This window comes from Lysobacter terrestris, assembly GCF_014489475.1.
GTDB classification, from domain to species: domain Bacteria; phylum Pseudomonadota; class Gammaproteobacteria; order Xanthomonadales; family Xanthomonadaceae; genus Agrilutibacter; species Agrilutibacter terrestris.
In genome coordinates this window covers 2,963,047-2,989,712 of the sequence record NZ_CP060820.1, presented here as the reverse complement: position 1 = coordinate 2,989,712, position 26,666 = coordinate 2,963,047, and the positions used below count along the sequence as shown (strand labels likewise).

26 protein-coding genes and 1 pseudogene are annotated in these 26,666 nt (G+C 69.0%); 13 read left to right on the top strand and 14 right to left on the bottom strand.

The window, feature by feature from the left end; genetic code table 11:
* Positions 1 to 6 precede the first annotated feature (6 nt).
* Complete coding sequence (locus H8B22_RS14000) at positions 7 to 840, top strand: NAD-dependent protein deacetylase (protein WP_187712000.1); 834 nt, start codon at positions 7 to 9, stop codon at positions 838 to 840.
* Positions 841 to 848: 8 nt separating this feature from the next.
* Here H8B22_RS14000 and H8B22_RS13995 read toward each other — a convergent pair whose 3' ends face one another.
* From H8B22_RS13995 to H8B22_RS13975, 5 genes are read right to left on the bottom strand one after another with little or no spacing between them, the layout of a single operon-like run.
* Complete coding sequence (locus H8B22_RS13995) at positions 849 to 1,517, bottom strand: aquaporin (protein WP_187711999.1); 669 nt, start codon at positions 1,515 to 1,517, stop codon at positions 849 to 851.
* Between the two features lie 2 nt (positions 1,518 to 1,519).
* Positions 1,520 to 1,903, bottom strand: coding sequence for an arsenate reductase ArsC (locus H8B22_RS13990; protein ID WP_187711998.1), 384 nt, complete (start codon positions 1,901 to 1,903; stop codon positions 1,520 to 1,522).
* Positions 1,904 to 1,916: 13 nt separating this feature from the next.
* Complete coding sequence (gene arsN2 / locus H8B22_RS13985) at positions 1,917 to 2,354, bottom strand: arsenic resistance N-acetyltransferase ArsN2 (RefSeq protein ID WP_187711997.1); 438 nt, start codon at positions 2,352 to 2,354, stop codon at positions 1,917 to 1,919.
* Between the two features lie 2 nt (positions 2,355 to 2,356).
* Positions 2,357 to 2,845, bottom strand: a complete 489-nt coding sequence (locus tag H8B22_RS13980; RefSeq protein WP_187711996.1) for an ArsI/CadI family heavy metal resistance metalloenzyme — start codon at positions 2,843 to 2,845, stop codon at positions 2,357 to 2,359.
* Complete coding sequence (locus tag H8B22_RS13975) at positions 2,842 to 3,180, bottom strand: ArsR/SmtB family transcription factor (RefSeq protein WP_187711995.1); 339 nt, start codon at positions 3,178 to 3,180, stop codon at positions 2,842 to 2,844. Before H8B22_RS13975 ends, H8B22_RS13980 begins: the two co-directional genes overlap by 4 nt.
* A 113-nt stretch (positions 3,181 to 3,293) precedes the next feature.
* On the opposite strand from H8B22_RS13975, the gene H8B22_RS13970 reads away from it, so the two are divergent.
* A complete protein-coding gene (locus H8B22_RS13970) occupies positions 3,294 to 4,667 on the top strand; it encodes an MBL fold metallo-hydrolase RNA specificity domain-containing protein (protein WP_187711994.1) in 1,374 nt (457 codons plus the stop codon).
* Between the two features lie 62 nt (positions 4,668 to 4,729).
* Here the strand turns inward: H8B22_RS13970 and H8B22_RS13965 are convergent, their stop codons facing one another.
* Entirely contained in the window at positions 4,730 to 5,593 is an 864-nt protein-coding gene (locus H8B22_RS13965; RefSeq protein WP_187711993.1) for an alpha/beta hydrolase, read from the bottom strand.
* Positions 5,594 to 5,717: 124 nt separating this feature from the next.
* Complete coding sequence (locus H8B22_RS13960) at positions 5,718 to 6,620, bottom strand: dienelactone hydrolase family protein (protein ID WP_187711992.1); 903 nt, start codon at positions 6,618 to 6,620, stop codon at positions 5,718 to 5,720.
* Between the two features lie 205 nt (positions 6,621 to 6,825).
* On the opposite strand from H8B22_RS13960, the gene H8B22_RS13955 reads away from it, so the two are divergent.
* The gene (locus H8B22_RS13955) at positions 6,826 to 7,125 is read left to right on the top strand and encodes a DUF2388 domain-containing protein (RefSeq protein WP_187711991.1); all 300 of its coding nucleotides are present in this window, start codon (positions 6,826 to 6,828) and stop codon (positions 7,123 to 7,125) included.
* On the top strand, positions 7,122 to 8,945 hold the full coding sequence (locus H8B22_RS13950) for an Lnb N-terminal periplasmic domain-containing protein (RefSeq protein ID WP_187711990.1): 1,824 nt from the start codon (positions 7,122 to 7,124) through the stop codon (positions 8,943 to 8,945). The genes H8B22_RS13955 and H8B22_RS13950 overlap by 4 nt, the downstream gene beginning before the upstream one ends.
* Positions 8,946 to 9,000: 55 nt before the next feature.
* Here the strand turns inward: H8B22_RS13950 and H8B22_RS13945 are convergent, their stop codons facing one another.
* Complete coding sequence (locus H8B22_RS13945) at positions 9,001 to 9,918, bottom strand: M14 family metallopeptidase (protein WP_187711989.1); 918 nt, start codon at positions 9,916 to 9,918, stop codon at positions 9,001 to 9,003.
* 260 nt (positions 9,919 to 10,178) lie between these two features.
* A pseudogene (locus H8B22_RS13940) lies at positions 10,179 to 11,294 on the bottom strand (PilT/PilU family type 4a pilus ATPase); the annotation flags it as partial.
* 228 nt (positions 11,295 to 11,522) lie between these two features.
* Between H8B22_RS13940 and dbpA the strand changes: the two are divergent.
* The 3 genes from dbpA (at position 11,523) to H8B22_RS13925 (ending at position 18,124) form a co-directional block, all read left to right on the top strand.
* Positions 11,523 to 12,908 carry an ATP-dependent RNA helicase DbpA gene (dbpA, locus tag H8B22_RS13935; protein ID WP_187711987.1) on the top strand — a complete coding sequence of 462 codons (1,386 nt, stop codon included), beginning with the start codon at positions 11,523 to 11,525 and terminating at the stop codon, positions 12,906 to 12,908.
* A 339-nt stretch (positions 12,909 to 13,247) separates the two neighbouring features.
* On the top strand, positions 13,248 to 17,189 hold the full coding sequence (locus H8B22_RS13930; protein ID WP_187711986.1) for an NEW3 domain-containing protein: 3,942 nt from the start codon (positions 13,248 to 13,250) through the stop codon (positions 17,187 to 17,189).
* A 95-nt stretch (positions 17,190 to 17,284) separates the two neighbouring features.
* Entirely contained in the window at positions 17,285 to 18,124 is an 840-nt protein-coding gene (locus H8B22_RS13925; RefSeq protein WP_187711985.1) for a class I SAM-dependent methyltransferase, read from the top strand.
* An 84-nt stretch (positions 18,125 to 18,208) separates the two neighbouring features.
* On the opposite strand, the gene H8B22_RS13920 is transcribed toward H8B22_RS13925, so the two are convergent.
* Positions 18,209 to 19,912 carry a tetratricopeptide repeat protein gene (locus H8B22_RS13920; protein ID WP_187711984.1) on the bottom strand — a complete coding sequence of 568 codons (1,704 nt, stop codon included), beginning with the start codon at positions 19,910 to 19,912 and terminating at the stop codon, positions 18,209 to 18,211.
* Positions 19,913 to 20,439: 527 nt separating this feature from the next.
* On the opposite strand from H8B22_RS13920, the gene H8B22_RS13915 reads away from it, so the two are divergent.
* The 3 genes from H8B22_RS13915 to H8B22_RS13905 all read left to right on the top strand — a co-directional run bounded on the left by H8B22_RS13915 (position 20,440) and on the right by H8B22_RS13905 (position 22,235).
* Positions 20,440 to 21,267, top strand: coding sequence for a hypothetical protein (locus H8B22_RS13915; RefSeq protein ID WP_187711983.1), 828 nt, complete (start codon positions 20,440 to 20,442; stop codon positions 21,265 to 21,267).
* A 232-nt stretch (positions 21,268 to 21,499) separates the two neighbouring features.
* Positions 21,500 to 22,009 (top strand): DUF2975 domain-containing protein, encoded by a 510-nt coding sequence (locus H8B22_RS13910; protein WP_187711982.1) that lies wholly within the window; start codon positions 21,500 to 21,502, stop codon positions 22,007 to 22,009.
* 1 nt (position 22,010) lies between these two features.
* Positions 22,011 to 22,235: a helix-turn-helix domain-containing protein gene (locus H8B22_RS13905; protein ID WP_187711981.1), complete on the top strand. Its 225-nt coding sequence runs from the start codon at positions 22,011 to 22,013 to the stop codon at positions 22,233 to 22,235.
* A gap of 56 nt (positions 22,236 to 22,291) precedes the next feature.
* Here the strand turns inward: H8B22_RS13905 and H8B22_RS13900 are convergent, their stop codons facing one another.
* Together H8B22_RS13900 and H8B22_RS13895 are read right to left on the bottom strand one after the other, a co-directional pair.
* A complete protein-coding gene (locus H8B22_RS13900; protein WP_187711980.1) occupies positions 22,292 to 22,762 on the bottom strand; it encodes a hypothetical protein in 471 nt (156 codons plus the stop codon).
* 6 nt (positions 22,763 to 22,768) lie between these two features.
* Positions 22,769 to 23,524, bottom strand: coding sequence for a sel1 repeat family protein (locus H8B22_RS13895; RefSeq protein WP_187711979.1), 756 nt, complete (start codon positions 23,522 to 23,524; stop codon positions 22,769 to 22,771).
* Between the two features lie 41 nt (positions 23,525 to 23,565).
* Between H8B22_RS13895 and H8B22_RS13890 the strand changes: the two genes are divergently transcribed.
* Complete coding sequence (locus tag H8B22_RS13890) at positions 23,566 to 23,763, top strand: hypothetical protein (RefSeq protein WP_187711978.1); 198 nt, start codon at positions 23,566 to 23,568, stop codon at positions 23,761 to 23,763.
* On the opposite strand, the gene H8B22_RS13885 is transcribed toward H8B22_RS13890, so the two are convergent.
* Both H8B22_RS13885 and H8B22_RS13880 read right to left on the bottom strand, forming a co-directional pair.
* Complete coding sequence (locus H8B22_RS13885) at positions 23,721 to 24,272, bottom strand: YdeI/OmpD-associated family protein (protein WP_187711977.1); 552 nt, start codon at positions 24,270 to 24,272, stop codon at positions 23,721 to 23,723. The two genes, H8B22_RS13890 and H8B22_RS13885, sit on opposite strands and share 43 nt — an antisense overlap.
* A gap of 70 nt (positions 24,273 to 24,342) precedes the next feature.
* Complete coding sequence (locus tag H8B22_RS13880) at positions 24,343 to 24,900, bottom strand: DUF3228 family protein (RefSeq protein ID WP_187711976.1); 558 nt, start codon at positions 24,898 to 24,900, stop codon at positions 24,343 to 24,345.
* A 254-nt stretch (positions 24,901 to 25,154) separates the two neighbouring features.
* Here H8B22_RS13880 and H8B22_RS13875 point away from each other — a divergent pair, with 254 nt between their 5' ends.
* Both H8B22_RS13875 and H8B22_RS13870 read left to right on the top strand, forming a co-directional pair.
* Positions 25,155 to 26,177, top strand: a complete 1,023-nt coding sequence (locus H8B22_RS13875; protein ID WP_187711975.1) for a TIGR00266 family protein — start codon at positions 25,155 to 25,157, stop codon at positions 26,175 to 26,177.
* The gene (locus H8B22_RS13870; RefSeq protein WP_187711974.1) at positions 26,177 to 26,653 is read left to right on the top strand and encodes a YaiI/YqxD family protein; all 477 of its coding nucleotides are present in this window, start codon (positions 26,177 to 26,179) and stop codon (positions 26,651 to 26,653) included. The genes H8B22_RS13875 and H8B22_RS13870 overlap by 1 nt, the downstream gene beginning before the upstream one ends.
* The last annotated feature ends 13 nt before the right edge of the window (positions 26,654 to 26,666 follow it).

Below are 26,666 nucleotides of genomic sequence, written 5' to 3'. Positions count from 1 at the left end.
TACCGAATGCCGCCCGCCATCCCGGAACCCGATGCCCTCCCCGCGCTCCGCGACTGGCTCGATGCGCATCGCGCGATCTTCGTCCTGACCGGCGCCGGGGTCAGCACGAATTCCGGCATTCCCGACTACCGCGGCGCCGACGGGGAATGGAAGCGACGCGCACCCATCACCTACCAGGCGTTCGTGCAGGAGCCGGCGATGCGCGCGCGGTACTGGGCGCGCAGCTTCGTCGGCTGGCCGGTGGTCGAACGCGCCCGGCCCAACCGGGCCCATGCCGCGTTGGCCGGGCTGGAAGCACAAGGCAAGGTGTCGATGCTGGTCACGCAGAACGTCGATGGCCTGCATGACCGCGCCGGGCACCGCCGCGTGATCGACCTGCATGGCCGCATCGACCAGGTCGTGTGCCTGCAATGCAGCAATCGCCTGCCCCGCGCCTCGGTGCAGGCGCTGCTGGCCGCGGAGCATCCCGAGTGGACGACGCTGGCCGCGGGTGCCGCGCCCGACGGCGATGCCGATCTGGAAGGCGTCGACTTCGGCGGCTTCCGCCCGCCGGCGTGCCCGGACTGCAATGGCCTGTTGAAGCCGGACGTCGTCTTCTTCGGCGAGAACGTACCGCGTCCTCGCGTGGAAACCGCGGCCGAAGCCTTGCATCGCAGCGATGCGATGCTGGTCGTGGGTTCTTCGCTGATGGTCTATTCGGGTTTCCGGTTCGCGCGCATGGCACACGAAGCCGGGCTGCCGCTGGCGATCCTGACCCGCGGCGTGACGCGCGCCGACGATCTGGCCACGCTCAAGCTGCACGCCGATTGCGAGGCCACACTGGCCGCCGTCGCAGCCTGACCCGCGCCCTATCCGGTGACGCGGGCATCCTTCTCCGCGAGCAGCGATGCCGCCCCGATCGCAAGCACCGCCCCCGCCAGCTGCGCCAGCACGAAGCCGCTGACGTCGTCCGGCCGGATGCCGGCGAAGGTCTGCGTAAGCGATCGCGCCAGCGTCACCGCCGGATTGGCGAAGGACGTGCTGGCGGTGAACCAGTACGCCGCGAAGATGTAGCTCGCCACCAGCGCAGGAATGGCCGCCGGGCGCTGGCGGATGCCGAGGAGGATGGTGAACAGCAGGCCGAACGTCGCCACGCCTTCGCTGAGCCATTGCGACGCCCCGGTGCGCACGTGCGTACCGGGCTGCAGCAACGGCTGGTCGAACATCGCATGCGCCAGCAGCACGCCCGCAATCGCCGCGACGACCTGCACGACGACATAGGCGGCCGCGGTCACCGAATCCAGTTCGCCGCGCAGGCGCATCGCCAGCGTGACCACGGGATTGAAATGCGCGCCCGATACCGGGCCCAGCACGACGATCAGCACGTACAGCACGCCCGCGGTGGCAGCGGCATTGGCGAGCAGCGCGATGCCGTCGTTCCCCGCAGACAACGCCACGCCCATGATCCCCGAGCCGACGACCGTAGCGAGCAGCAACGCGGTGCCGATGAACTCAGCCAACAGCTTGCGCGGCAGCATCGTCACAGGCTCGCCAGCAATTGCTGCACGCGCGCCGAGATCTCGTCGCGCACGGCGCGGTAACCCGCATCGTCCATGTGCTTGGGATCGGGCAAGCCCCAATCCTCGCGCCTGCGCGCCGGCACCCAGGGGCAGTTGTCGCCGCAGCCCATGGTGATGACGGCATCGAATTCGCCACCGATCTCGTCGAGCGACTTCGACTGGTGCGTGGCCAGGTCATAGCCGAGTTCCGCCATGAACCGCACCGCCTTCGGATTGATCTGCCCGGACGGGGCGGAACCTGCACTCAACGCTTCCACCGCGTCGCCGCCGTGGATATGGGCGAAGGCCTCAGCCATCTGGCTGCGGTTGGAATTCTCGACACAAACAAACAGGACGCGTTTCATGGGATTCGACTCGTCAGAACAGGGACTTGGACATGCACACGGCGGAGGCGGGACAGATGGAGCGGAATTCGGCGCTGCCTTGCACCGCCACCGGCGCGGCGCCCCGCTCGATGACGTCGTAACCGCGCCGGGCGAAGAACGATTCCGCCGTCTGGGTGAGCAGGACGAGCCGTTCCAGGCCCTTCGCCCGGGCCTGCGCTTCCAGCGCCTGCACGAGTTGGGATCCTGTTCCGGACGCACGCGCCGACGGGCGTACCGCGAGCGAGCGCAGCAGGCCCGTCGCTTCGAACGTTTCCAGGCCGACGACGCCTGCCAGTCCCTGGTCGTCCATGGCCATCGTGAATTCGATCGCCGCCGTGTCGAAGTCGGCAACGGGCAGGTCGCAAGCGATGAGCAGGGCGCGGATGGTGTCGCCCTCGTCGCGCGTGGATGGACGCAGTTCCATCGGCATCCTCAGCAGCACCCGGACTGCGGCGCGCAGCACGCACTGCCCTTGTCGACCTTGGGCTTCATCGCGCGCGGATCCGGCGTGCAGGCGGCGCCGTCGGTCGCGCAGGCCGCTTCGCCCGCGTAGTAGGTCGTGGCTTCGCCCATGGTGTGGAAGGTTTCCCAGCGGGTGCCCTGCGGGTCCTCGGTCCACAGCTTGTCGGAACGGGCATAGCAGCAGATGGCGCCTTCTTCCGGCACGATCGCGCCGCCGGCCGCATCCAGCCGCGGCCCCAACGCGGCGAGTTCTTCCGTGGAATCGACCTGGATGCCCAGGTGATCGATGCCCGCCGGGCGCCCGGTATTGGAGATCGCGAAGTTGACGCGCGGATCCTCGAGCATCCACTTGGCGTAATCGGACTTGAGCACGGTGGGCTCGGCCGCAAAGAGCTGCGTGTAGAAGCGGATGCTGCCGGCGAGATCGGCGACGTTGAGGTGAACGTGAAAACGGTTCATTTCCTGGCTCCTGTCTTGTTCGGCTTGCAGGCCGCGGCCGGCGCGCAGGACGCGCCGGCGCAGCAGTTTTCGGTGAGGTAGGCGAGCAGTGCATTCATCTGCGCGTAGTTCGCGCGGACGCGGATCACCCGGCCCTCGCGCTCGTCCTCGACCAGCGCGGCCGCGCGCAGCACGTTGAGGTGGGCGCTGAGCGTCGCCGGGGGCAGGCCGAGCCGTTCGCGCAGTTCGCCCACGGACAGGCCATCGGGCCCGGCCTGGACCAGTTGCCGGAAGGCAGCCAGCCGCGATTCGTGGCTCAGCGCCCCCAGAGCATTCAAGGCGATTGCGGTTTCCATAATTCCATATTTCCGGAATTATTGAATTGAGTCAAGCACCCTGCGCGGAGCCGCAGCGGGCACGCATCGCCCGCTCGCGGTTTAATGGCCCCGCCCTCCCACTGGAGCGATCCATGCGCGTGCATTTCCATGGCGCCGCCGGCGAAGTCACCGGCTCGCTGCACGAAGTCGAAGCCGCCGGCCGGCGCGTCCTGCTGGACTGCGGAATGATCCAGGGCAGTCCGGAAGCCGAACGCCGCAACAGCGATCCGTTTCCGTTCGAGGCCTCGCGCCTGGATGCGCTGGTGGTCAGCCACGCGCACATCGACCACATCGGCCGGATCCCGCTGCTGGTGAAGCGCGGCTTCACCGGGCCGATCTTCGCGCAGGAAGCCACCGCCGCACTGATGCCGATCATGCTGCTGGACGCGGCATCGATCGCCGAGAACGACGCCGAGCGCGCCAACCGGCGACGACACAAGGGCCAGGCGCTCGTGCAGCCGCTGTACGCGCGCGAGGACGTGGAAGCGGCGATGCAGCAGGTGCGCCCCCTGCCCTACGACCAGCGCAGCAACGTCCTGCCGGGCATCGACATCGTGTTCCGCGATGCGGGCCACATCCTCGGATCGAGCATCGTCGAACTGTTCGCCGACGACCGGAAGCTGGTGTTCTCCGGCGACCTCGGCCCCAAGGGCACGCCGATCCTGCGCGACCTGACACCCATCGATCGCGCCGACCTGGTGTTGATGGAATCCACCTACGGCGACCGCCTGCATCGCGACCGTGCCGCCACGATCGCGGAACTGGGCGAGATCCTGGACCATGCCTGGCGCGAAGGCGGCAACGTGCTGATTCCCGCCTTCGCCGTGGGCCGCAGCCAGGAACTGCTGTACTGGTTCGCGTACTACTGGGATGAGTGGAACCTGTCGCGTTGGCAGGTCTTCCTGGACAGCCCGATGGCCAGCAAGGTGGTGAAGGTCTACGACCACCACCACGACCTGTTCGACGAGGAAGCACGGCGCGTGTGGGCCGCACGGCCCAGTCCGTTCAAGCTGCCGAACCTGCGCTTCGCTGCAACACCGCAGGAATCGATGGCGATCAACGACATCGCTCGCGGCGCGATCGTGATAGCAGGCAGCGGCATGGCCAATGCGGGCCGCATCCTGCACCACCTGCGACACCGGTTGTCGAACCCGCACACGCACGTGGTCTTCGTCGGCTACCAGGCCGAAGGCACGCTCGGTCGCCGGCTGGTCGATGGCGCGCGCTGGGTCCGCATCCACGGCCAGGATGTCCGCGTCAACGCGCAGCGCCACACCATCGGCGGGCTGTCCGCGCATACCGACCAGCACGGCCTGATCGAGTGGTACGGGCACTTCACCGGGCATCCGCCGCTGGTGCTGGTCCACGGCGAAGACAAGGCGCGCGAAGCGCTGGCGGGGGAAATCGGCGAGCGCTACGGCGTCGACACGATGTTGGCGACACCGGACATGGTGCTCGACGTCTGAGGCGCGACCTGGTGCGAGTCCGTCACGCCGCCGCGCGGCGGCATTCCGTTGTGGTCGGTACGTTATTGGCCAGCGACCGCCGGCGGCAACCGGAACAGCCAGCGGACCGCGCGCGGGAATTCCACGCGCCAGGCCGTTTCGTTGTGTTCGGCCTCGGCGACCACATGCATCGTCACGGTGTCAGCGCCGCCCGGTTGCGCCTGTAGTACCTGGGCCATCTTCTCCACCAGCGGCACCGATTCCTCCCCTTCGCGCCCGCCGATGTAGAGGTACACGCGCGCACCCGCAGGCAGCGGCGTGCGCCGGGCATTGGCGAAGGGCGTGTCGGACACCCAGTACGACGGCGAGAACACGCCCGCCTTGCCGAATACCAGCGGGTAGCGATGGATGCTGTAGTCGGCCGACAACCCGCCCAGGGAACTGCCGATGATCGCGGTGTTGTCGCGGTCGGGCAGCGTGCGGTAGTTGGCATCCACGAACGGCTTGATCACCGTCACGACGTCTTCGATGAAGGCGCCGCCCGCATTGGGCAGGAAGCGGACATTGAAGTACGGGATGAGCTCGTTGATGCGCAGCTCGTCGCCATGATCGATGCCGACCACGATCGCGCCGAAGCCGTCCTCGCGCGCGATCGCATCCATGGCTTCGTCCACGCCCCATTCGCCGACATAACTGGTGGCGTCGTCGAACAGGTTCTGCCCATCGAACATGTAGATCACCGGATAGCGCTTCGCGCTGCCCGCATAGTCCGGCGGCAGGTACACGCGCAGGCCGCGCGCGAAGCCCAGTCGCGGCATCCGCAACGGTGGGATGAAGCTGCGCACCGTCGGCCCCGCCGTGTGCGGGCGCGGCGTCGCGGGGGCCTGCGTATCCGCGAACGCGGCGGTGGGGAGGCACAGCAGCAGCACAGCCAGGGCGCGGAGCATGGGGACCTCGTCGTTTGAACCTCTACCTTGCGGGGCGCCGGTGTCGCGCGGCCTGTCCCATGCGTCATGGGCTACCGCCGCCGCGTTGGGGCACCCCGCCCGCGGACACTGCGGTCGGCCAAGGCTAGCCCTTGCGCAGCGTCCGTTCGAACAGCGCCAGCGTCCGCTTCCACGCCCCGCGTGCCGCGGCTTCGTCGTAACGCGGGGTCGTGTCGTTGTTGAAGCCGTGCTGCGTGCCGGCGGGCTGGTACAGCTCGTAATGCACGCCGGCCTGCTTCAGCGCGGCTTCGTACGCGGGCCAGCCGGCGTTGATGCGCTCGTCGTTTGCGGCCAGCACCACCAGCATCTCCGCCTTGATCTTCGGCACGTCCTCCAGCGGCGCGGCGCTGCCGTAGAACGGCGCGGCCGCCTTCAGCTCCGGCAACTGCGTGGCCAGGAAGTTGGACATGCCGCCGCCGTAGCAGAACCCGACCACGCCCAAGCGGCCGTTGCCGCCCTCGATGCCCTGCAACAGGTGCGCCGCTGCAAGGAAATCCTGGCGCGTTTTCGTCTGGTCGAGCTTGGCGAACTCCGCACGCGCCTTGTCCTCGTCGCCCGGGTAACCGCCCAGCGGGAACAGCGCGTCCGGCGCGAACGCGATGAAATTCTCCAGCGCCAGCCGGCGGGTGATGTCCTCGATGTGCGGATTGAGGCCGCGGTTCTCGTGCACCACCAGCACCATCGGCAACGGGCCGCGCGCCTTCGCCGGCCGGACCAGGTAACCGCGCGCCGTGCCGTAGCCCTGCGGCGATGCGAATTCGAGGTAGCCCGCCTTGAGGCGCTTGTCGTCGGGCTTCACCTGCTGTGCCGCGGCGAACTGCGGGCTCAGCGCGGCCAGCAACCCGGCCGCGGTGGTGGCGCCGACCGCGAAGCGCGCGGCGCCGCGGAGGAAACCGCGCCGGTCGATGAGGCCGTGCACGTACTGGTCGAACAGGCGCAGCACTTCCGGATCGAAGTCGCTGGCCTTCTTGCGGGGAGGAATCGCCATGGGAAGCCTCGCGCATGCGGACGGTTCCGCGGACCTTAGCCCAAACCGCGCAAGGCGGCGCGAAGCCCGCCACCGCCGACGCACGCGGTGTGTGCCGCCGATCACGCCATTGGCAAGCCGCGCACAACTGCGTGCCATGCGGTTCATCCGTCCGGGTGCACCTGCGGTTAGTCTTTGCACCTTCTCCAATTGGTCCTCGCAACCCATGCTCCGATCGATCCTCGCCCTCGCCCTGCTCACCTGTGCCATCCCCGCCATGGCCAGCAGCTTCGCCGGCACCACCGGCGGCGCCAGCTCCGCCGGCAGCTCGGCTTCCTCGAACAGCTCGTCCGGCAAAGACAAGGTCGTGCTGCAGGCGCGCGACGACGCCGCCAGCTTCGTCGCCAGCGAAGGCCGCATCCGCGGCGCCCAGCTCGAAGCCGCGATGCGCCACCTGCGCGAACACAACGCCGACGCACGCCGCGCCAGCGACATGCAACTGGCCCAGGCCATCCTCGCACTGTGATTCCAAAGCCACGGCACCGCGGTGCCTGGCTGTTGTGCTGCCTGCTCGCCTGCGCCGCACCGGCGCAGGCGCTGCAACTCGAACCCGACGAGCGTTCGCTGACCCGCGAGCAGGCCAGCGCCTCGCGGCAACTGCTCGACACCGCCGCACGCCACCTACCCGCGCGCTGGGCCGACGCCCTGGACCGCGTACCGGTCGAATGGCGCGACGACCTGCCCGCGCAGGTGCACGGCCGCACCATCGGCGGGCGCATCCTGCTCAAGCGCGAACTGCTGGACCGCTGGATGCAGGACGGCGGCGCGGATCGCGAAGCCGCCACTGCACGCCCCGCCCTCGCGGCGGTGATCCACGAACTGGCGCATCTGTACGACGACAAGCAGCGGCTTTCGCGCAACCCGCGCCTGCTCGACCTGGCCGGATGGCAGGTCGCGGCCCTGCGCCCCGGGCGCACGCGCAACGCCTTTACCGACCGCAGCCCCGATGCGTACGAGCTGAGCGATCCGGCCGAGTTCGTCGCGGTCAACCTCGAACATTTCCTGCTCGATCCCGCCTACGCCTGCCGGCGCCCGGCGCTGCAACGCTATTTCGCCACGCATTTCGGCAGCGCGCCGGCCACGGCGGAATGCGCACCCGCATTGCCGTTCGTTCAGGCCGATGCCAACGGCGACGATCCGTTGCTGCAGCTCGATCCCGAACGCGTCTACGCCGTGGACTACCTGCTCGCGGAAGGCAACGACCAGCCGATGAGCCGCTGGGGCCACAGCATGCTGCGGCTGGTGGTCTGCGCCCCGGGCCGCCCGCGCGGCCCCGATTGCCGTTACGACCTCGCACACCACCGCGTGGTCTCCTTCCGCGCCTTCGTCGACGACGTGCAGATCTCCAGCTGGCGCGGCCTCACCGGCGCCTACCCGTCCCGCCTGTTCCTGCTGCCGCTCGACCAGGTGATCGAGGAATACACCCGCATCGAACTGCGCGGGTTGCAATCGATCCCGCTGCAACTGCAGCAGGATGAAATCGCCACCCTGCTCGAACGCGCCGCGCAACTGCACTGGAGCTACGACGGCCGCTATTACTTCGTCAGCAACAACTGCGCCGTGGAAACCTACAAGCTGCTGCACGACGGCGTGCCGCGCCTCGCCCAGAATCGACTGTCCAGCATCACCCCGACCGGGCTGCTGCGCCGCCTGGAGCGCGCCGACCTCGCCGACGGCTCGGTACTGGCCGATCGCGCCGAGGCGCTGCGTACCGGCTACTACTTCGAGCCACTGAGTGCGCGCTACCAGGCGATGTTCGAAGTCGCCAAGACAGCGCTGGCACTGCCGCAGGCGCACGTGCAGGACTGGCTCGACCTGCCCGCGCAGGATCGCACCCCGTGGATCGGACGCGCCGATCTGCGCAGCAGCGCGGCCTTGCTGCTGCTCGAACAGGCGGCGCTACGCCGGCAGGAACTGCGCGCACGCGACGAACTCAAGCGGCGCCTGCTCGGACGCGTGGGCGGCCGCGACACCGCAGGCGCGAACGCGCGCACGGCCACCCAGGAAATCCTGCACCTGGAGGATCTGCTCACCCGCCCCGCGCAATTGCTGCCCGGCGGCGGTTACGGACTTCCACAGCCGGATGAGTACCGGGCCGCAGCAGGGGAAAGCCGCGCGCTGGCGACGCAATCGCGCGAGCAGCGCGAGAAGTTGCTGGCGGCTGCACGACGCTGGCTGCCATTGGCGTCGCAACGTGCACTCGAAGCCACAGAAGCCAACATCGACCTGCTGGGCCAGCGGCTACGGGAGCTGCATGACGAGCAAAATGGATTTCAGCTGCCCTGAGATCGGGCGGGGTCTTCAAGCATTCGCCCGATCCGCGAGGCTCAACGGTTTTGCATCAATGCGCCAGCGCGTAATCGATCGCCGCGCACACCGCCACCGCCTGCGCCTGGTTGCACTGCTCGGGCGTGGCACGCGGGCTGTCGGGATAGACCTCGGTGGTGGTCTTGTAGCGGGCATCGGTGATGCCGGCACAGAGGCCCAATTGCCGCAGCGGGTAGTTGATGACGCCTGGGGCCACCACCGGTGAACCGATGATTTCGCCGTTCCCGTCCGCAGGGGCGATGTGGGTGACTTCGGCCACCGCGGCGATCACCGCCTGCTGGAATTCGGGCTGCGGGGCGGCGCTGTCATCGACCACGTAGAAGCCGTCGGGAATGCCACCGGGTTCGAATGGCTTGCCATCGCGCGCGGCCAGCGCCGGGCGGAACTCGCTTTCGTCGCTGTCCGTGGTCTCGTGCAGGTCGATGTGCACGAGCACGCGGTTGTCGATGGGCGCCACCAGGCGCATGAGCGCCGCCGACTCCTCCGCCGGACTGTTGTCGCGGAAGGAACGATTGGGATCGATGGCGTTGATGTTCCAGCGGTGGATGCGCTCGTAGGCCCACGGGCTCACGCAGGGCGCAACCAGCAGGTTGGCGCGGCCGGCATAGGCGGCGGCGTTGCGTTCGAGGAAACGCAACGCGCCGTGCACACCACTGGTTTCGTACCCATGCACGCCGCCGGTCACCAACGCCACCGGCAGCTCGTCGCGCCAGTCGCGGCTACGCAGCGTCAGCAGCGGATAGCTGTCGCTGCCGTAGTCGAGGCGACCGTACTCCACGACATCGAAGCGGGCACCCAGTCCCTCGATCGCGCGCACGACGTCCGCCTCATAGCTGCGATGGACGACCTGGCGGGACAGCCACTGCGCCCGCTCCGCGTCGCCCCAGGGCTGTCCGGGAGTGCCGATGGGATAGAAGGCGGGGATGGTCATCGCGACGCTCTGCGCATGGGTTGGAAGCGCCACACTTTATCACCGCGGCACGCAACCACCGGCAGCAGACTCGGCAACTCCACGCAACGCGCGCGTCCCGCACGCGCGCGAACGGGTTGACCTTACGCCACCGCCTGGCGGCTCGCCTTCAACCGTTCCAGCTCGAGCAGCTCGCGCTTCTCCTGCTGCTTGCGCAACTCCTCCTGCCGCAGGGCCTCGGTCTCGTCGGCGCTGGGTTCCTCGTGCAACGACAGCGCCGCCCCGGAACCCGCGGTCGGTTCGCCGCGGTTGCTCTTGAGCTTGATGTTCAGGCGCAGCTCGTTGGCGGAGTCGGCGTTGCGGATGGCCTCGTCGTAGGAGATCAGGCCCTCGTTGTAGAGCTCGAACAGCGCCCAGTCGAACGTGCGCATGCCCAGCTCGCGCGATTTGTTCATGATGCCCTTGAGCTCGTTGAACTCGCCCTTGAAGATCTTCTCGGCGATCGTCGGCGTGTTGATCAGGATCTCGATCGCGGCCACGCGGCCCTTGCCGTCCTCGGTGCGGATCAGGCGCTGGGAGACGATGGCGCGCAGGTTCGCCGACAGGTCCATCAGGAGTTGCGTGCGACGCTCCTCCGGGAAGAAGTTGATGATGCGCTCCATCGTCTGCGACGCGCTGTTGGCGTGCAGCGTCGACAGGCACAGGTGACCGGTTTCGGCGAAGGAGATCGCGTGCTCCATCGTTTCCGCGTCGCGGATCTCGCCGACCAGGATCACGTCGGGCGCCTGGCGCAGGGTGTTCTTCAGCGCGTGGTGCCAGGAGTGGGTATCCACGCCCACTTCGCGGTGGGTGACCAGCGACTTCTGCGACACGTGCGCGTATTCGACCGGGTCCTCGACGGTGATGATGTGGCCGGCCGAGGTGCGGTTGCGGTGGTCGATCATCGCCGCCAATGAGGTCGACTTGCCCGAGCCCGTGCCGCCGACGACCAGCACCAGACCGCGCTTCTGCATCACCACTTCCTTGAGGATCGGCGGCAGGCGCAGCTTCTCGAAGTTGGGAATCTCCGCGGCGATGGTGCGCACCACCATGCCCACCTGGCCCTGCTGCACGAACACGTTGACGCGGAAGCGCGAGACGCCCGGCACGACGATCGCGAAGTTGCACTCCATCTCTTGTGCGAATTCCGCCCGCTGCTTGTCGTTCATCAGCGCATCGGCCAGCTTGGCGGTGATGGCGCCGGAGAGCTTCTGCTCGGTCATCGGCGTCATCTGCCCGTTCGACTTCATGCTGGGCGGGAAGTCGTGCGCGACGAACAGGTCGGAACCGCCGGCTTTCACCATCGACGCCAACAGCTTGTGCATGTATTCGCGGGCCTGCTCCGGGGTCAGCGACATTCGATCCATTCCGATAGTTCGTGGAGGATCATCTTGCCATCGCGCCATTCGCGTCGTGCAGGCACTTGCGCGAAGTGCGACACAGCGCATGGCGTCTACTCGCGCGCAGATACGCGGGCGCCTTCGACGCGACGCAGGCGAGCCAGAAAGTGACGGAACGCGTCACCGTGATCGGGGCCGCATGTGCTTGCCGCGCGGCGGCCGGGGCCCGCTCCCGTATCATGGCGCATGGCCGACACCCCCCAGGAATTCACCGACCTCCCCCTCGACCCGGCCCTGTTCCTCGGCCTGGACGCGCTGGGCCACGTGCAGATGACGCCGGTGCAGGCGCAGAGCCTGCCGGCGCTGCTGGAAGGGCGCGACCTCATCGCGCAGGCCCCGACCGGGAGCGGCAAGACCGCCGCGTTCGGACTGGCGCTGCTGCATGCGCTCGACCCGGCGCAGATCCGCCTGCAGGCATTGGTGCTGTGCCCGACGCGTGAACTCGCCGACCAAGTCGCCAAGCACATCCGCAAGCTGGCCACCGGCATTCCCAACCTCAAGCTGTCGACGTTGACCGGCGGCATGGCGCTGGCGCCGCAACTGGCGTCGTTGGCGCAGCACGCGCCGCACGTGGTCGTCGGCACCCCCGGCCGCGTGCAGGAGCTGCTGCGCAAGAACAGCCTCGACCTGCGCGGCATCCGCGTGCTCGTGCTGGACGAAGCCGACCGCATGCTGGACATGGGCTTCGAGGAGCCGATCCGCGAGATCGTCGGCAAGACGCCCGCGAAGCGGCAGACGCTGCTGTTCTCGGCGACCTATCCGGAAGAAATCCGCGCGATCACGGGCAGGTTCCTGCGCGATCCGGTGGAAGTCACGGTCGACGGACCGCAGCAGGCGACGATCGAGCAGTTGTTCTTCGAAGTCGAGCAGGCGCAGAAGCCGGCGGCGCTGGCCGGCCTGCTGATGGAGCACAACCCGGAATCCACCGTGGTGTTCTGCAACATGCGCCGCGACACCGAACAGGTGGTGTCGTCGCTGGAACACCTCGGCTTCTCCGCGCTGGCCCTGCACGGCGAGATGGAACAGCGCGACCGCGACGAAGTGCTGGTCCGTTTCGCCAACCGCAGCTGCAACGTGCTGGTGGCCAGCGACGTCGCCGCGCGCGGGCTCGACATCCATGACCTGGGCGCGGTGATCAATTACGACCTGCCGACCGACCCCGCCGCCTACGTGCACCGCATCGGCCGCACCGGACGCGCCGGCCGCAGCGGCCTGGCGCTGACCCTGTGCACGCCGCGCGAAGCCCCCCGCACCGACGTGCTGGCGACGCAACTGGGCGCGCCGCTGCGCTGGCAGCGTGCGCCCCTCGCCGCGTTGCGCGCGCGCATCGCACCGCAGGCCGCCACCGTCACCCTGCGCATCGATGCGGGACGCACCGACAAACTGCGTCCGGGCGACATCGTCGGCGCCCTGACCGGCGACGCCGGCCTGTCCATGGAGGCGATCGGCAAGATCGACGTATTCCCGACGCGCAGCTACGTGGCGATCCAGCGCACGCAGGCCGACAAGGCGCTGGCGCGCCTGCAGGCCGGCAAGATCAAGGGACGCAAGTTCCGCGTGCGGCGGATCTGACTGGCGTCGTCGATGCTCGTGTGATGAAGATGGTCGCCGCGCCGTCCGCACGGATGGCCGACAGCACAAGCGATGGGTAGCTGAGCGCTTCGTGTAATTCCGCGACGGAAATTCCGTATACGCCATCCGTATTCGCTGAATTGCATTTTCGCAATGCATGAAACCTTGGTGCGCGAAGGACCACCCCCTTGGGGAATGTTCACCATCGCGTAGCGACTCCATCATTGCCGCCGCTGTTTGGAGTGCGAACGAGGGATCGCGCCATCGGAGCGCGCCATGCCCCGCGTGCAACTCGCAGCATCCAATGCCACTCACCCACGCATGCCGCGATGCGTGCGCATGTTGCTGTTCGCGCTGGCGGTGACGTCATTGGGCATCGTGCCAGTGCTGGCGGTGCGCGCCGAAACCTACTACGTCCGCGTGGATGGCGGCGACGCCAGCCAGTGCACGGGCCGCAGCAATGCACCCTACCCCGGCAGCGGCACCGCACAGGCCTGCGCCTGGAACCACATCTTCCAGGCGCTCGCACCCGACGGCACGCGGCGCATCGCCGGCGGCGACACGCTGCGGATCGGCAGCGGCAGTTACATGATCGGCCAGGGCGCGCCGGGTGCCGGCAGTTGCCTGCCGGCCACCTGTTCGCCGGCCTCGATCCCGAGCGGCAGCGTCGGCGCGCCCACGCGCATCCTCGGCGAGGCAAGCGCTCCGCCGAAGCTCTGGGGCACGCTCGGCGTCACCCGCATGCTCAGCCTCGACGGCAGTTCGAATGTCGAGATCGGCCACTTGGAAATCACCGATCAGGACGACTGCGTCTACAGCCACTCCAATGCCGCGGTGAAATGCCCGGCGGTCGGCAGCGGCACCTGGGGCAAGCACGGCGTGTACGCGCGCGCGTCGAGCAACGTCTGGCTGCACGACCTCGACATCCACGGCCTCGGACACACCGGCCTGTGGGCGGGCGGACTCACCGACTGGACCATCGAACGCGTGCGCCTGCACCACAACGGGCGCGCCGGCTGGGACGCGAACATCGGCACCGGCAGCTCGAACGCGGGCCGCATCATCCTGCGCAACGTGGAGGTCGGATGGAACGGCTGCGGCGAACGCTGGCAGACCGGCGAAACCTGGGCCTGCTGGGGCGCGCAGACCGGCGGCTATGGCGACGGGCTCGGCACGATCACCACCGGCGGAGAGTGGCTCATCGAGGACAGCTACTTCCACCACAACACCCAGGACGGCCTGGACCTGCGCTTCCTCGACGGCGCCAGCACCACGCAGGCGACGCTGCGGCGCATCCATGCCGTGGGCAACGCCGGCAACCAGGTGAAGGTGAAAGGCAATGCGCTGATCGAGAACTCGGTGCTGATCGGCAACTGCGGTTATTTCAGCGGACTGTTCTACATGGTCGCGGCCGACCAGTGCCGCGCCGATGGCACGACGTTGCTGCTGGTGTTTACGTCCGACGACAACGTGGTCGTGCGCCACAACACCATCACCGGCGAAGGCTGGAGCCTGGTCGGCGCGACCGAGGGCGATGCCAGCGGCCGCCTGCTGGTCCAGAACAACGTGCTCACCGGCTTTCCCTGGTTCCTGGGCCCGAGCAACCTCAGTCGCGTGCAGGCGGGCAATTCGCCCGCGCTCGTCACGCATGCCGGCAACCTCGTCTGGAATGTCTACGGCAACGCCTGTCCAGGCGACAGCCTGTGTGGGGTGGATCCGCGCCTGGCGAACATGACGCTGGCGACCTTCGATGCCGAACCGCTGACCGACTCGCCGGTCGCCGACCGGGTCGCGCCGCTGGCCGAGGTCAATAGAGATTTCCTGCTGCGCCCGCGTCCCGCTGGGCCCGCGAGCGATATCGGCGCGTATGAGTTGCCGGTCGGCACGGCCTGCGCACGCGCGGCGCCCGCCGTGTTGCTGAGCGGATCGAGCGAAGCGGTGCCCGCGGGCACCGCGCAGGACTACACGCTCAGCCTCGGTAACCACGACAGCGCCGCGTGCGCCGCCACGCAGTTCAACCTGGCCGGCCTGCTGCCGGCAGGCTGGAGCGGTGCATTCGCTGCGGCCACGCTGACCCTCGCCCCGGGCGCGGAGGACAGCACCACGTTCACCGTCACTTCGCCCGCCAATGCCACGGCCGGTGCGTACGCGGTAGGCGTCAATACCGGCAGCAGCGCCGGTGCCGTGCATGCGACGAGCAGCGCATCCGCCAGCTACACGGTCGCGCCGCTGGTGCCGGTGTGCACGCGTAACACACCAATCATGAGCCTCACCGGCCCGACCGCGGAGGTCCCGGCCGGCACCAGAGTGGAATACACCGTCGGCCTGGCGAACAACGACAGCAGCGCATGTGCGAGCACGGACTTCAGCCTCGCCGATTCGGTACCCGCAGGTTGGAGCGGCACGCTCGCGACCACCATCCTCACCCTCGCGCCCGGCGCCAGCGACAGCACCACGCTCGCCGTCGCCTCGCCCGCCACCGCCACGCCGGGCGGCTACGGCATCGGCGTGGGCGCCGGCAGCAACGCCGGCGCCGTGCACACCGCCAGCGCCAACACGACCTATCGCGTCGAGACGCCTGCGCCGGCGTGCACGCGCGCAACGCCGACACTGGCGCTGAATGGGCCGACGACCGCGGTCACCGCAGGCAGCCCGATCGATTACACGCTCGATCTCACCAACAACGACAGCGCTTCCTGCGCCAGCACGAACTTCAGTCTTTCCGGCTCCGTTCCCAGCGGCTGGAGCGCCAGCCTGGCCATCTCCAGCCTGGCGCTCGCGCCCGGCGCCAGTGGCAGCACCACGCTCACGGTCACCTCCGACGCCCGCGCGGCGCCGGGCGGTTATGCGATCGGCGTCGGCGCCGGCAGCAGCGTTGGCACGACGCACACCGCCAGCGCCAGTGCGACGTACTCCGTCGACACGCCACCGCCACCGTGCACGCGGGTGGCGCCAACGCTCGCCGTGGTCGGGCCAACTACTCCGCTCAATGCCGGCACGGCCGTCGATTACACCGTCACGCTCGCCAACAACGACAGCGGCAGCTGCGCTTCCACGACCTTCAGCCTCGCCAGGTCCGTGCCGGCCGGATGGAGCGGCACCTTGGCCGCATCGAGCCTGGCGCTCGCCCCCGGCGCCAGCGGCAGCACCACGCTCACCGTTGCCTCCGACACCAGTGCAGCGCCGGGCGGCTATGCGATCGGCGTCGGCGTCGGCAGCAGCGCCGGGGCCGTGCACACCGCCAACGCCAGCGCGACCTACACCGTCGACACGCCGCCACCGCCGTGCACACGTGCCGCACCGACATTGAGCGTAACCGGGCCTGGCACTCCCGTCCCCGCGGGCACCGCCGTCGACTACACCGTCGCCCTCGCCAACAACGACAGCAGCACCTGCGCGACCAGCGGCTTCAGCCTGGCCGGATCGGTGCCCGCCGGATGGACCGGAACGCTGACCGCCGCCAGCCTCAACCTGGCGCCCGGCGCGAACGGCAGCACCACGCTGCGCGTGACCTCGGCCACCAATGCCACTGCGGGCAGTTACACGATCGGCGCCGGCGTGGGCAGCAGTGCGGGCGCGGTGCACACGGTCAACGCGACCACGATCTACGCCGTCGAAGCGCCTCCACCGGTATGCACGCGCGCCGCGCCGACACTGGGCCTCAGCGGCCCGACCACCGCCGTGGCCGCCGGCACGGCGGTCGATTACACGGCCAGCGTGGTGAACAACGACAGCGCCGCCTGCGCGACGACGAGTTTCGCCCTGGCCCGCGCCGTGCCCGCCGGCTGGACGGGCACCCTGGCTGCAACCAGCCTGGGCCTCGCACCGGGCGCCACCGGCAGCACCACGTTGCGCGTCACCTCGACCACCACCGCCGCCGCCGGCAACTACACCGTCAGCGTCGGCACCAGCAGCAGTGTCGGTGCCGTGCACGCCGTCAACGCGTCGACGACGTACAGCGTCGCGCCGCCAGCGATAAACCTGCAGACCACGCTGGGCACCGATCGCACCACGTACGCGCGTCGCGACACGGTGCAGATCGCCGCGCTGTTGCGGAACAACGGCGTGCCGGTCCCCGGTGTCGTCGTCACCTTCACCCTCGCCCGCCCCGGCGCTGGCAGCACGACGCTCACCGCCACCAGCGGCAGCGATGGCTACGCCCGCACCAGCTACAAGATTCCCAACGCGAAGAGCGCGCTGGGCGCGTACACCGTGACGGCGCGCTGGGCCTTGGGCGGCGTGAATGCAACGGCGGTGACCGCCAGCTTCACCGTACTTTGAGCGCTGCCCCGCATCGCCGGGGTGGCGCGACGCAATGGGCCGCATTGGATGCCGCGCCGGAAATATACTGACCGCCCTTTTCCCAAGCCCACGCCGTGCACTACTCCGGCCCCCTGCTCACCGCCCCGCTCGCCGAGGCCCTGATCGCCGCGCGCGACGCCGGGGCCACGGCCTGGACCGGCTCGCTCGACCTGGGACGCTCGAACGGCGAAGCCGCGCTGTCGGCAGGCGACTGGCAATGGCGCGACCAGTGCTATCCGTATCCGGAGCGGCTGAAGGACCGCACCATCTACCACTGGGATGGCGAGGAGTTCGCCGCGGTATCGCGCTACGCCGGCTCGCTGATCAAGCTGGTGCCGACCGAATGGGGCGCGCCGACCTTCGAGATCGACGGCATCAAGATGCTGCCGACATCGAAGGAATCGCCGATCGACGACGCGCGCCGCAAGGTCGCACTGGTCGAGCCACGCGGCAAGGTCGTGCTCGATACCTGCGGCGGGCTGGGCTACTTCGCGGCGTGCTGCCTCGATGCGGGCGTGGCGCGCATCCAGTCCTTCGAGAAGAATCCCAACGTGCTGTGGTTGCGCACGCTCAATCCGTGGTCGCCCGATCCCGACGCACCCGCAGCGGGTGGCCGGCTGCAGCTCGCACATGCCGACGTGTCGCAGGCGATCGCGCAGGTCGGTGACGCATCGGTCGATGCGCTACTGCACGACCCGCCGCGCTTCGGCATCGCCGGCGAACTGTATTCGCAGGCCTTCTACGACCAGTTGGCGCGCGTGCTGCGCAAGGGCGGACGCCTGTTCCACTACACCGGCAGCCCGAACAAGCTCACCAGCAGCCGCGACGTACCGCGCGAAGTCGCCCGGCGGCTGGAGAAGTCCGGCTTCAAGGCGCAGCTGGCGCTGGACGGCGTGCTGGCGGTGCGCCGCTGAATACCCGCGCGGCCCGGGCTTCGGTCCCGGGCCGCGACATCTTGTTGCTCCATCACCTCGCGGCGCATCCGCCGCTGCCGTCATCTACATCCGCGAAGCACTGAGTTTCACGTCGGCATTGCGCCAGGCCGCCGCGAAATCGCGCTGCACCCGCGCGGCCTCGGCCGTCTTCTTCTGCATGCGCAGGCTCTGCGCCAGGCCGAACAGCGACCAGCCGTTGCCCGGATTGCGCCGCAATTCCTCGCGATAGACGCGCTCGGCCTCAGCCGGGCGTCCTGCATCGAGCAGCACCGCACCGAGCGTGTGCCGCACCGGCGCGTGCCAGCCCGGCGGTTCGTCGTAGGGAATGCGGTCCTCGATCGCCACCGCTTCCTGCAGCGCTTTGATCGCCGCATCGTGTTCGCCATTCGCCGCCGCGAGTTCCGCGGTGACCATGCGCTCGGCGATGCGCGCCGAATGCGCCAACGGATAGCGATCCCACACCATCAGCTTGTCCATGAGCGGATCGGCGGCGAGCGGGCGCAGGGCATCCAGGTGCTTGCGCGCGTCGTCGAGGCGCTTCTGCCGCACCGCGGCCATGCCCTGGGCGTAGTGCCAGATGGCGGTGACGTAAGGCAGGTCCGGCGCCGGATTGGGTTCCTTCGCGATCTCGTCCCAGCGGCCGAAGCGCACACGCTCGAACCACGGTGTCATCCAGTAATGCTGCAGCCCGGCGAACCCTTCCTTGCGCATCAGTTCCTGCAGGTTGGTGCGTTCGGACGTGGTGCGTGCGGCCGCGTGCGCGATCGCGCTGCTGCCTTCCATGCTCGAGGCGAACCACAGGAAATGGTGGTTATGCGGCACGTAGCCGAGCGGATATACGCCCTGCGTGTTGCCGCGGCACAATGCGAGATAGGCATCGTCCGCTTCGATCGCGCGCTGGTTGGCGAGCACGGCGTCGTGCCAGCGGCCGACGCGCGCGTAGATGTGCGCGGGCATGTGCACGAGATGGCCCGAACCGGGAATCAGCGTGCGCAGGTGGTCGGCCGCGGCGGCGCCACGTTGCGGGGCGGACGAGGCTTCCACCGCGTGCACGTACAGGTGCAGCGCGCCGGCGTGGTCGGGATTGCGCGCCATCACCGATTCCAGCGTCGACACGACTTCGGCCGTGCCGCCCTTGGGCTGCTGCTTCTCGTCGTAGTAGTCCCACGGCTGCAGGTCCATCAGCGCCTCGGCGTGGAACACCGCGGCATCGAGGTCGTCCGGACGCTGCTGCACGAGCTGGCGCGTGGACTCGGCGTAGGCTTCGTCGAGCGCGCGGCGGTTGGCGGGCGGATGCTCGGCGTAGCGCGCCGACAACGCCTGGATGAAGGCGCGCTCGCGCTCGCTCGCCTGCGGTGCCAGGGCCCGCGCGCGTTGCAGGCGCGTCCACGCATCGGCGTTGTCGCCCGGGTCCATCGCCGCATTCACGTGCGGGCCCAACACCAGCGACGCGCCCCACCAGCACATGGCGCATTCGGGATCGAGCTCGGTGGCCTTGAGGAAAGAACGCTCGGCCGCGTCGTGGTTGAAACCGAAGGTCAGCATCAGGCCCTGGTCGAACCAGCGCTGCACCTCGGGATTCTTGCTGGTGACGGGAAAGTGGTAGTCGCCGAGTCCTTCCAGCAGGTGCGCGCCGACCATCGCCATCTGCGGCGGCGATACCGCCGGTGCGGGCGTGGCATCGGCCACGGGGCTGGCGTTGCGGCAGGCAGAAAGCGCCAGCACGGCGGCGCAGGACAGGGTCAGCAAACGGTGGACAGGCAGCATCGGAGGACCTCGGGCAAGGTCGCGCGCGGGGCGCGGAAGCCGTGATGGCGGCGGCGAAACGTGGATTGCGCGACGCGTTGCCGGGGCACAGACACGCGACCACGCGCGGGCCATCACGCGCGTATCAACGCGATCGGTCGCGACGGCCGGCCAGATCCGCGCGAAACCGCGCCATTGCCGCATTCACTTTACCCACGACGGCCGCCCGATCCCGCGTAGCGCGCCGTGTGCGGTTATCCTCGCCGCATCCTTGGGGGGATCGGATCATGGCGACATCGCGCAGCCTGCTGCCGTCGGGGCACCTTGGGCCCTGGCAGCGCCTGGCCTTCGTATTCATCCTGCTTGCGCTGGCTGCCTGCGTGCATTCCACGCGCGGCGATGCCGGGGCGATGCCGCCGGTCGCCACGGCGGCACCGCCGCCTCCTCCGCCGCCTCCGCCTCCGCCTCCGCCTCCGCCTCCGCCTCCGCCTCCGCCTCCGCCTCCGCCTCCGCCTCCGCCCCCGCCGCCCGAAGACGAGGCTCGCGCGATGGCCGAAGCGCGCGCGCGGGCAGCCGCGCACGAACAGGCCGCGCGCAGCGCGCGGGCGTCGGCGGAAGCCGAAGCGGAAATGCGTGCCCGGGCCCTGGCGCAACGCGCGGCGATGGCGGAGCACGCCGCGATGACGCGCGATGCGAGCGCGCACGCCACGCCATCGCCCAGCGCCCCTGCAGGCGACGCATCTCCCGCAAGCAACACGACCACGCCGCGCATCGCCATCCCGACGGAAGCGGCCCTCACGCCGGAACAGGTCGACGCCGCGGCGCCGGCCGAAACCGACGAGGTCGACGCCCTGCTCGATCGCCTGCGCGTGGGCAACATCGCCTTCAACGCGCCGCAAACGATCAACATCAGCGAGACGATCCGCGTGCGTGCGCTGGTCAGCCCCGACGAAGCCGCCGCAACGTTGCAGGCGCAGGTCGATGCCCCCGGCGAACAGGTGGTCGCTCCGCTGAAGATCAGCAAGCTGATGGAGGCGCGCCTTACCGGTGATGGCTTCCGCATCGTGCCGATCACCGCCACGCAGCAGGCGGTGGGCAGCGGCGTGACCACGTGGGAATGGGAGGTGACGCCGGAAACGGCCGGCCGTCACCGGCTCACCCTCACCGTGGACGCGTTCGTGCGCATGGATGGGCAGAGCGTGGCCAAGACCCTGCGCACCTTCGACCACCCCATCGAGGTGCAGGTCACCGCCGGCCAGCGCATCGGCGGCTGGCTCGAGGAACACGGCAAGTGGGCCTGGAGCACCCTGCTCGTCCCGCTGTGGGCGTGGTGGACCCGGCGCAAGAAGGCGAAGCCGGATTCCGCGGCGACTTGAGGCCTGCCCGGGGCACAAGCCCAGACGGCGGTAGCGCCCGCAGCGGGCGGATCAGGGCGGCCCTAGCCGGCACGGCGCAATGGCCGACGCGGCGCCGAATCCGGCGGCACGGCTTAGGCCGGACGCTTCCCGGGACCGCCGGTCGGAATCCCGGACCGGGGTGCCTTTCGGCCTATTTTTATTGTTTTACGATACGTACATTATCGCTCAACGATACATAGGGAGGCCCGCCATGAACCAGTCGTCCGCCAACGCCCTCGCCGTCGCTCGCCCGGTCATCCTCGGCCTGACGGTCCTCAATGTCCTCTACGCCATCGGCATCCTCGTGCTGCTCGGCGCGAGCTTCTTCATCGACGGGTGGCCGCAGAACCCGCTCGGCGAGTTCGCCTCGAAGCACCCGCAACTGCCGAACGGACTGCGCGCGATCGTCATCATCGGCGTCGCCGGTGCCGCGATCGTGCACACGATCCTGCGTCGCCTGCTGCAGATCGTCGACACCGTGCGCAGCGGCGACCCGTTCAACCTCGACAACGCGCGCCGCCTCGAAGCGATCGCCTGGAGCGTGCTCGCGCTGGAAGTGCTGCGCCTGATCGTCGCTGGCATTGCGGCGGCCGTCTGGGAGGCGGGCCACATCGATGGCTTCTCGATCGCCTCGTGGTTCGCGGTGCTGCTGCTGTTCGTGCTGTCCGGCGTGTTCGCGCAAGGCGCCCGCATGCGCGCGGACCTCGAAGGGACGGTGTGACATGGCGCGCATCGTGATCCGCCTCGACGAGCTGCTGCACGCACGTCGCATGACCCTCACTGAACTCGCCACGCGCGTGGACATCACCCTCGCCAACCTGTCGATCCTCAAGACCGGCAAGGCGAAGGCGATCCGCTTTTCCACGCTCGAGGCGATATGCGCGGTGCTGGAGTGCCAGCCCGGCGACCTGCTCGGCTTCGATCCGGCGCTGCCGGCCGAGGAGTGATGCCGAGCCTGCCGTAACTGCGCTAACGCGGTGGCAGCCCGATGGCGTCGTGCAGGCTAGGCATCGCCTTCGAACACGCCGCCGAAGCGCTCGCCATTGAAGGTATGCGTGCAGCAGCGGCAATACGGCACCAGTTCGCGCGCATCCAGGGTGGGATCCACCAGTTGCAGCAGGCCGGCATCGTCGACCCGCAAGCCGCTGACGTAGGTCGATTCGCCCACGCGCACCATCGCGTGCGCGTCGTCGGCCGGCAGCGCGACCGCGGTGAAGATCGGCTCGGGCGTGTCCAGTCGCGCGATGGCTTCGCTGTGTACCTCGTTCCAGGGCCGTCCCACGCGGGAACGCAGGAAACGGTACAGCGGCGTGTAGTCGCGCCCATGGCGAAGCGCATGCATCGGCGCGCGCGTCACGTCCTCGCCGCGCGGATCACGACGGCCGCGATCGTGGCGGTACTCGCCACCCTCGCGGTGCACGCCGTGCGTGCGGGTATTCGTGCGGCGATACAGCGGTTCCTTGGAGCGGCCCATGCACGCTCAGTCCACGATGTCGCACTGCGCACGCACGTTCGCCGCGATCTGCCGGGCTTCGGCGCTGGCCGCCCGTGGCGTGTAGCTGCCCGAGAAGTAGCGGATGGCCCCGGTATCGACCACGTCGGCCTCGGCGAAGCCGTCGACGGTGATGTCCGCGCGCGCAGCCACTTCCATGATGCCGGCGGCCCCGGCCACGACGAACACGTCGCCGCTCGCGCCGCTCCATTCGCCCGCGGTCACGCGCAGGAAGCGGCCACCGGGCATGGACTCCTGCATGCCCTGCCCGCGCAATGCCGCCATGGCGCATCGCGCCTTGCCGTCCTGTTCCTCGCGGTAGCGCTTCGCCGCACCAAAGGCCGGCACGTGGCCCGCTTGCGCGGCGGCCTCCAGCAACTGCAGGCCACGCGCGATGTCGCGCGGAAGGCCCAGGTCACCGTCCAGGTAGTCGCGTCCGACCTGGAACATGGCATTGGGGTCCCGCAATTCGACGGCGTACAGCGCCCACGTGCGCGCTTCGGTGTCGAGGCCACTCAGCTCGTAGAGACGCGAGACGCTGTAGGCCAGCTCGCCGTCCTGCTCCAGGCGCGCCACCTCGCCGAGGAGGCGCATGGTCGATGCGCGATCGCCACGCGCCATCGCCGCTTCCACCTCGGTCCGCTTGGCATCGGCAAGCGCGTAGTCCGCCTCGCTGGGTGGCGCCGCGAACGCCAGGGCGCAAACGGGCAGGAGTGCAAGCAGCGCGATGCGAAACGAGCGCATGAGGGTGACCGAGACAGGAGGATCGGCAGTATCGACGACCCGTGGCGGCTTTGCACGGCAGCCGCCCACGACAGGAGGACATCGACCTTGCCGGCCTGTGCGAAGAAGCCTTCACGTCGGGCGAATTGATCCGGATCCGTACGCCGGAAGAACTGCGCAAGGAGCCGGCCCCGCACCCGCGCCGGCTCCTCCTCGACTACTCCGCCGCCGCCACCGGCGCACTGAAGGCCTTGCTGTAGATCCCCGAACGATCGAAGCAACACGCACGCCGCTGGCCGCACGCGAGCTTGTCGCAAGTGGTGGCGATGCGCCGCTCACGGGTCTCGGCCTTCTTTCCGGAAGTGATCCAGTGGATCCAGTCGCGGCGCGCCACGGCGGTGAGCTCGGACCACAACGCCTTCGCCGCCGGATTTTCGTTGAGCGCCTTGCGCAGGTCGGCGGGAACCGTGGGCTCGGGCTCCACGGCCATCGGTGCGATTTCGAGCGCCACCGTGTCGCCCACGTCGACACCGGCGCTTTCACGCAAGCCCTTCTCCACCTTGAGCCAGTGGCTGCCCTGGCCGTCGGGTTCGAGCGTGGCCTGGAAGGGCTGGCCTGCGAACGTGCCTTCGACGCTGGTCATGCTTCGCGCCGGCAATTTCGCACTCGCCGCGGTGGGCAGGACGAGGAAACTCCACGTCGCGCCCTTCGGCTCCGCCGGGCGCAACAATGGGGCCTTGAACGCGATCCTTGCAGTCGTCTTGGTCATGGCCGAACCGTAGCACGAGGGTGATGAAACGAATCCGTGATCTTCCACACGACCACGCGCAACGATGCAGCTAGCCGCGCCAGTTGGCGTGCGTGCTCCAGAACGCAACGCTGCGCCGGTACGCCTCGCGGTCGAGCGGCACGCCCGAGCCGCCCTCCTCCACGCCGAGCGCGTTGCGCATCATCGTCACCGGCGCCATCGGCGTCTCGACCGGCTCGGCGGTGTACATGCAGCCGACCACGCCCCAGTCGGCCGCGATCGCGGTGCCTTCCTTCGCCAGCTGTGCGCGGTCGTACAGGATGACGACCAGGTAGTCCGCCACCGGCGGCTCCAGCCCTTCGAACCAGCGCACCAGCACCGGCAGCTCGTCCTTCGTGCGTGCCTCGTAATCCGAACGCAGCAGGTGCCGGTTGGCCACGGTGATCGGCACTGCCAGGCAGCGCGTCGACGTCCAGTTGCGGTGCACGTGCAACTTGCAGAACGGCGCGTAACCGTCGAGCACCGCCAGCGGCGTCGCCTCGTTGAGATGCCGCTCGAACTGCTCCGGCGTGCAATCCTGGATGGTGTTGCGCCGCGGCTCGCGCGGGAACAGGCGTGGACGGGCGAAATCGGTGAGGACGATGGACATGCGGCGCGGCCAGGTCGAGGCGATGCGCATTATCGGCCAGGCACACGGTCACCGGCGCCACCTGCACGTAACACGTAGCCCAGGTAAGCGAAGCGCACCCGGGGCTGCCGCGCGAGCGACCGCCAAGGAACGCGGAACCTGCGTGAATCCGGACCACCGGGCCATGCCAACCCGCGATCCTGACCTGCGGCACGGGATTGCGACATCCAACCCCTGCTAACTTGCGCCCAGCTCTTCCATCGCAAGGACCCCACATGACCAGTTGGTACTTCCACTCCGGCAGCGGCGACCGCATCGGGCCGTTCGACGACGGCAGCGCGCAGCAGTACGCGCAGCAACACCCCGGCCACTTCTGCTGGCGCGAGGGCTTCACCAGTTGGCGCCCGATCGGCGAAGTCGCCGAACTGCGCCCGGCCGGTGCCCCCGAACACCTGCCGCCGCCGATGCCCGGTGCCGGCGCCCGCACCCCGACGCGCAACGACGACATCGACTACCGCATCGTCGGCAACGACATGCAGTTCGTCGAGGTCGAACTCGATCCGGGCGAAAGCGCGATCGCCGAGGCCGGCGCGCTGATGTACAAGGACGCGGCGGTGGAAATGAACACCGTCTTCGGCAGCGGTGCGCACTCCGGCCAGGGCGGCGGCGGTTTCCTCGACAAGCTGCTGACCGCCGGCAAGCGCGTGGTCACCGGTGAAAGCCTGTTCACCACCGTCTACACCCACGCCGGCAGCGGCAAGGCCCGCGTCGCGTTCGCGGCGCCCTACCCCGGCACCGTGCTGGCGATGAAGCTGGACGAACACAACGGCCGCCTGATCTGCCAGAAGGACAGCTTCCTCGCCGGCGCGCGCGGCGTGCAGGTCGGCATCCACTTCCAGCGCAAGATCCTTACCGGCCTGTTCGGCGGCGAAGGCTTCATCATGCAGAAGCTGGAAGGCGACGGCTGGGTGTTCGTGCACGCCGGCGGCACCGTGGTCGAGCGCGAACTGCGCGCGGGCGAACGCCTCGACGTCGACACCGGCTGCGTCATGGCCTTCCACGACACGGTGAACATGGACGTGCGTGCGGTCGGCGGCATCAAGAGCATGCTGTTCGGTGGCGAAGGCGTGTTCCTCGCCACGCTGACCGGACCGGGCAAGGTGTGGCTGCAGTCGCTGCCGTTCTCGCGCATGGCCGGACGCATGCTCGCGGCGGCGCCGCAGAACGGCGGCAGCCGTGGCGAAGGCTCGGTGCTTGGCGGGCTGGGCCGGCTGATGGATGGCGACAACTCGTTCTGATGAACGAAGCGCATCCGCCAACGCCGTCCGGCCCGCAGATCTGGGTCGACGGCGACGCCTGCCCGGGCCCGGTCAAGGAGATCCTGTTCCGCGCCGCCGAACGCACGAAGGTGCACGTCACCTTCGTCGCCAACCAGTGGCTGCGCGTGCCCACGTCGCGTTACATCCGCTCGCTGCAGGTATCGGGCGGGTTCGACGTCGCCGATACCGAGATCGTCGACCGCGTGCAACCCGGCGACCTCGTCGTCACCCAGGACATCCCGCTGGCCGCGCGCGTGCTCGACAAGGGCGCGATCGCCCTCAATCCGCGTGGCGAACGCTACACCCGCGACAACATCGCCCAGCGCCTGTCGATGCGGAACTTCATGGAAGAACTGCGCGGCGCCGGCATCCAGACCGGCGGGCCGGCCGCGTTCCACGCACGCGACCGGCAGGCGTTCGCGAACGAACTCGATCGCTGGCTGGCGCAGCGGTAAGCGCCCGGAGTGC

What these genes read in the sequence shown, in the direction of transcription:
- H8B22_RS13910 (WP_187711982.1), top strand. Translation starts at nt 21,500, where the DNA reads ATGAACCAGTCGTCCGCCAACGCCCTCGCCGTCGCTCGCCCGGTCATC.
- H8B22_RS13915 (WP_187711983.1), top strand. Translation starts at nt 20,440, where the DNA reads ATGGCCGAAGCGCGCGCGCGGGCAGCCGCGCACGAACAGGCCGCGCGC.
- dbpA (WP_187711987.1), top strand. Translation starts at nt 11,523, where the DNA reads ATGGCCGACACCCCCCAGGAATTCACCGACCTCCCCCTCGACCCGGCC.
- H8B22_RS13905 (WP_187711981.1), top strand. Translation starts at nt 22,011, where the DNA reads ATGGCGCGCATCGTGATCCGCCTCGACGAGCTGCTGCACGCACGTCGC.
- H8B22_RS13895 (WP_187711979.1), bottom strand. Translation starts at nt 23,524, where the DNA reads ATGCGCTCGTTTCGCATCGCGCTGCTTGCACTCCTGCCCGTTTGCGCC.
- H8B22_RS13875 (WP_187711975.1), top strand. Translation starts at nt 25,155, where the DNA reads ATGACCAGTTGGTACTTCCACTCCGGCAGCGGCGACCGCATCGGGCCG.
- H8B22_RS13960 (WP_187711992.1), bottom strand. Translation starts at nt 6,620, where the DNA reads ATGGCGATTCCTCCCCGCAAGAAGGCCAGCGACTTCGATCCGGAAGTG.
- H8B22_RS13880 (WP_187711976.1), bottom strand. Translation starts at nt 24,900, where the DNA reads ATGTCCATCGTCCTCACCGATTTCGCCCGTCCACGCCTGTTCCCGCGC.
- H8B22_RS13920 (WP_187711984.1), bottom strand. Translation starts at nt 19,912, where the DNA reads ATGCTGCCTGTCCACCGTTTGCTGACCCTGTCCTGCGCCGCCGTGCTG.
- H8B22_RS13870 (WP_187711974.1), top strand. Translation starts at nt 26,177, where the DNA reads ATGAACGAAGCGCATCCGCCAACGCCGTCCGGCCCGCAGATCTGGGTC.
- H8B22_RS13945 (WP_187711989.1), bottom strand. Translation starts at nt 9,918, where the DNA reads ATGACCATCCCCGCCTTCTATCCCATCGGCACTCCCGGACAGCCCTGG.
- H8B22_RS13965 (WP_187711993.1), bottom strand. Translation starts at nt 5,593, where the DNA reads ATGCTCCGCGCCCTGGCTGTGCTGCTGCTGTGCCTCCCCACCGCCGCG.
- H8B22_RS13900 (WP_187711980.1), bottom strand. Translation starts at nt 22,762, where the DNA reads ATGGGCCGCTCCAAGGAACCGCTGTATCGCCGCACGAATACCCGCACG.
- H8B22_RS13990 (WP_187711998.1), bottom strand. Translation starts at nt 1,903, where the DNA reads ATGAAACGCGTCCTGTTTGTTTGTGTCGAGAATTCCAACCGCAGCCAG.
- H8B22_RS13970 (WP_187711994.1), top strand. Translation starts at nt 3,294, where the DNA reads ATGCGCGTGCATTTCCATGGCGCCGCCGGCGAAGTCACCGGCTCGCTG.
- H8B22_RS13930 (WP_187711986.1), top strand. Translation starts at nt 13,248, where the DNA reads ATGTTGCTGTTCGCGCTGGCGGTGACGTCATTGGGCATCGTGCCAGTG.
- H8B22_RS13975 (WP_187711995.1), bottom strand. Translation starts at nt 3,180, where the DNA reads ATGGAAACCGCAATCGCCTTGAATGCTCTGGGGGCGCTGAGCCACGAA.
- arsN2 (WP_187711997.1), bottom strand. Translation starts at nt 2,354, where the DNA reads ATGCCGATGGAACTGCGTCCATCCACGCGCGACGAGGGCGACACCATC.
- H8B22_RS13980 (WP_187711996.1), bottom strand. Translation starts at nt 2,845, where the DNA reads ATGAACCGTTTTCACGTTCACCTCAACGTCGCCGATCTCGCCGGCAGC.
- H8B22_RS14000 (WP_187712000.1), top strand. Translation starts at nt 7, where the DNA reads ATGCCGCCCGCCATCCCGGAACCCGATGCCCTCCCCGCGCTCCGCGAC.
- H8B22_RS13995 (WP_187711999.1), bottom strand. Translation starts at nt 1,517, where the DNA reads ATGCTGCCGCGCAAGCTGTTGGCTGAGTTCATCGGCACCGCGTTGCTG.
- H8B22_RS13885 (WP_187711977.1), bottom strand. Translation starts at nt 24,272, where the DNA reads ATGACCAAGACGACTGCAAGGATCGCGTTCAAGGCCCCATTGTTGCGC.
- H8B22_RS13955 (WP_187711991.1), top strand. Translation starts at nt 6,826, where the DNA reads ATGCTCCGATCGATCCTCGCCCTCGCCCTGCTCACCTGTGCCATCCCC.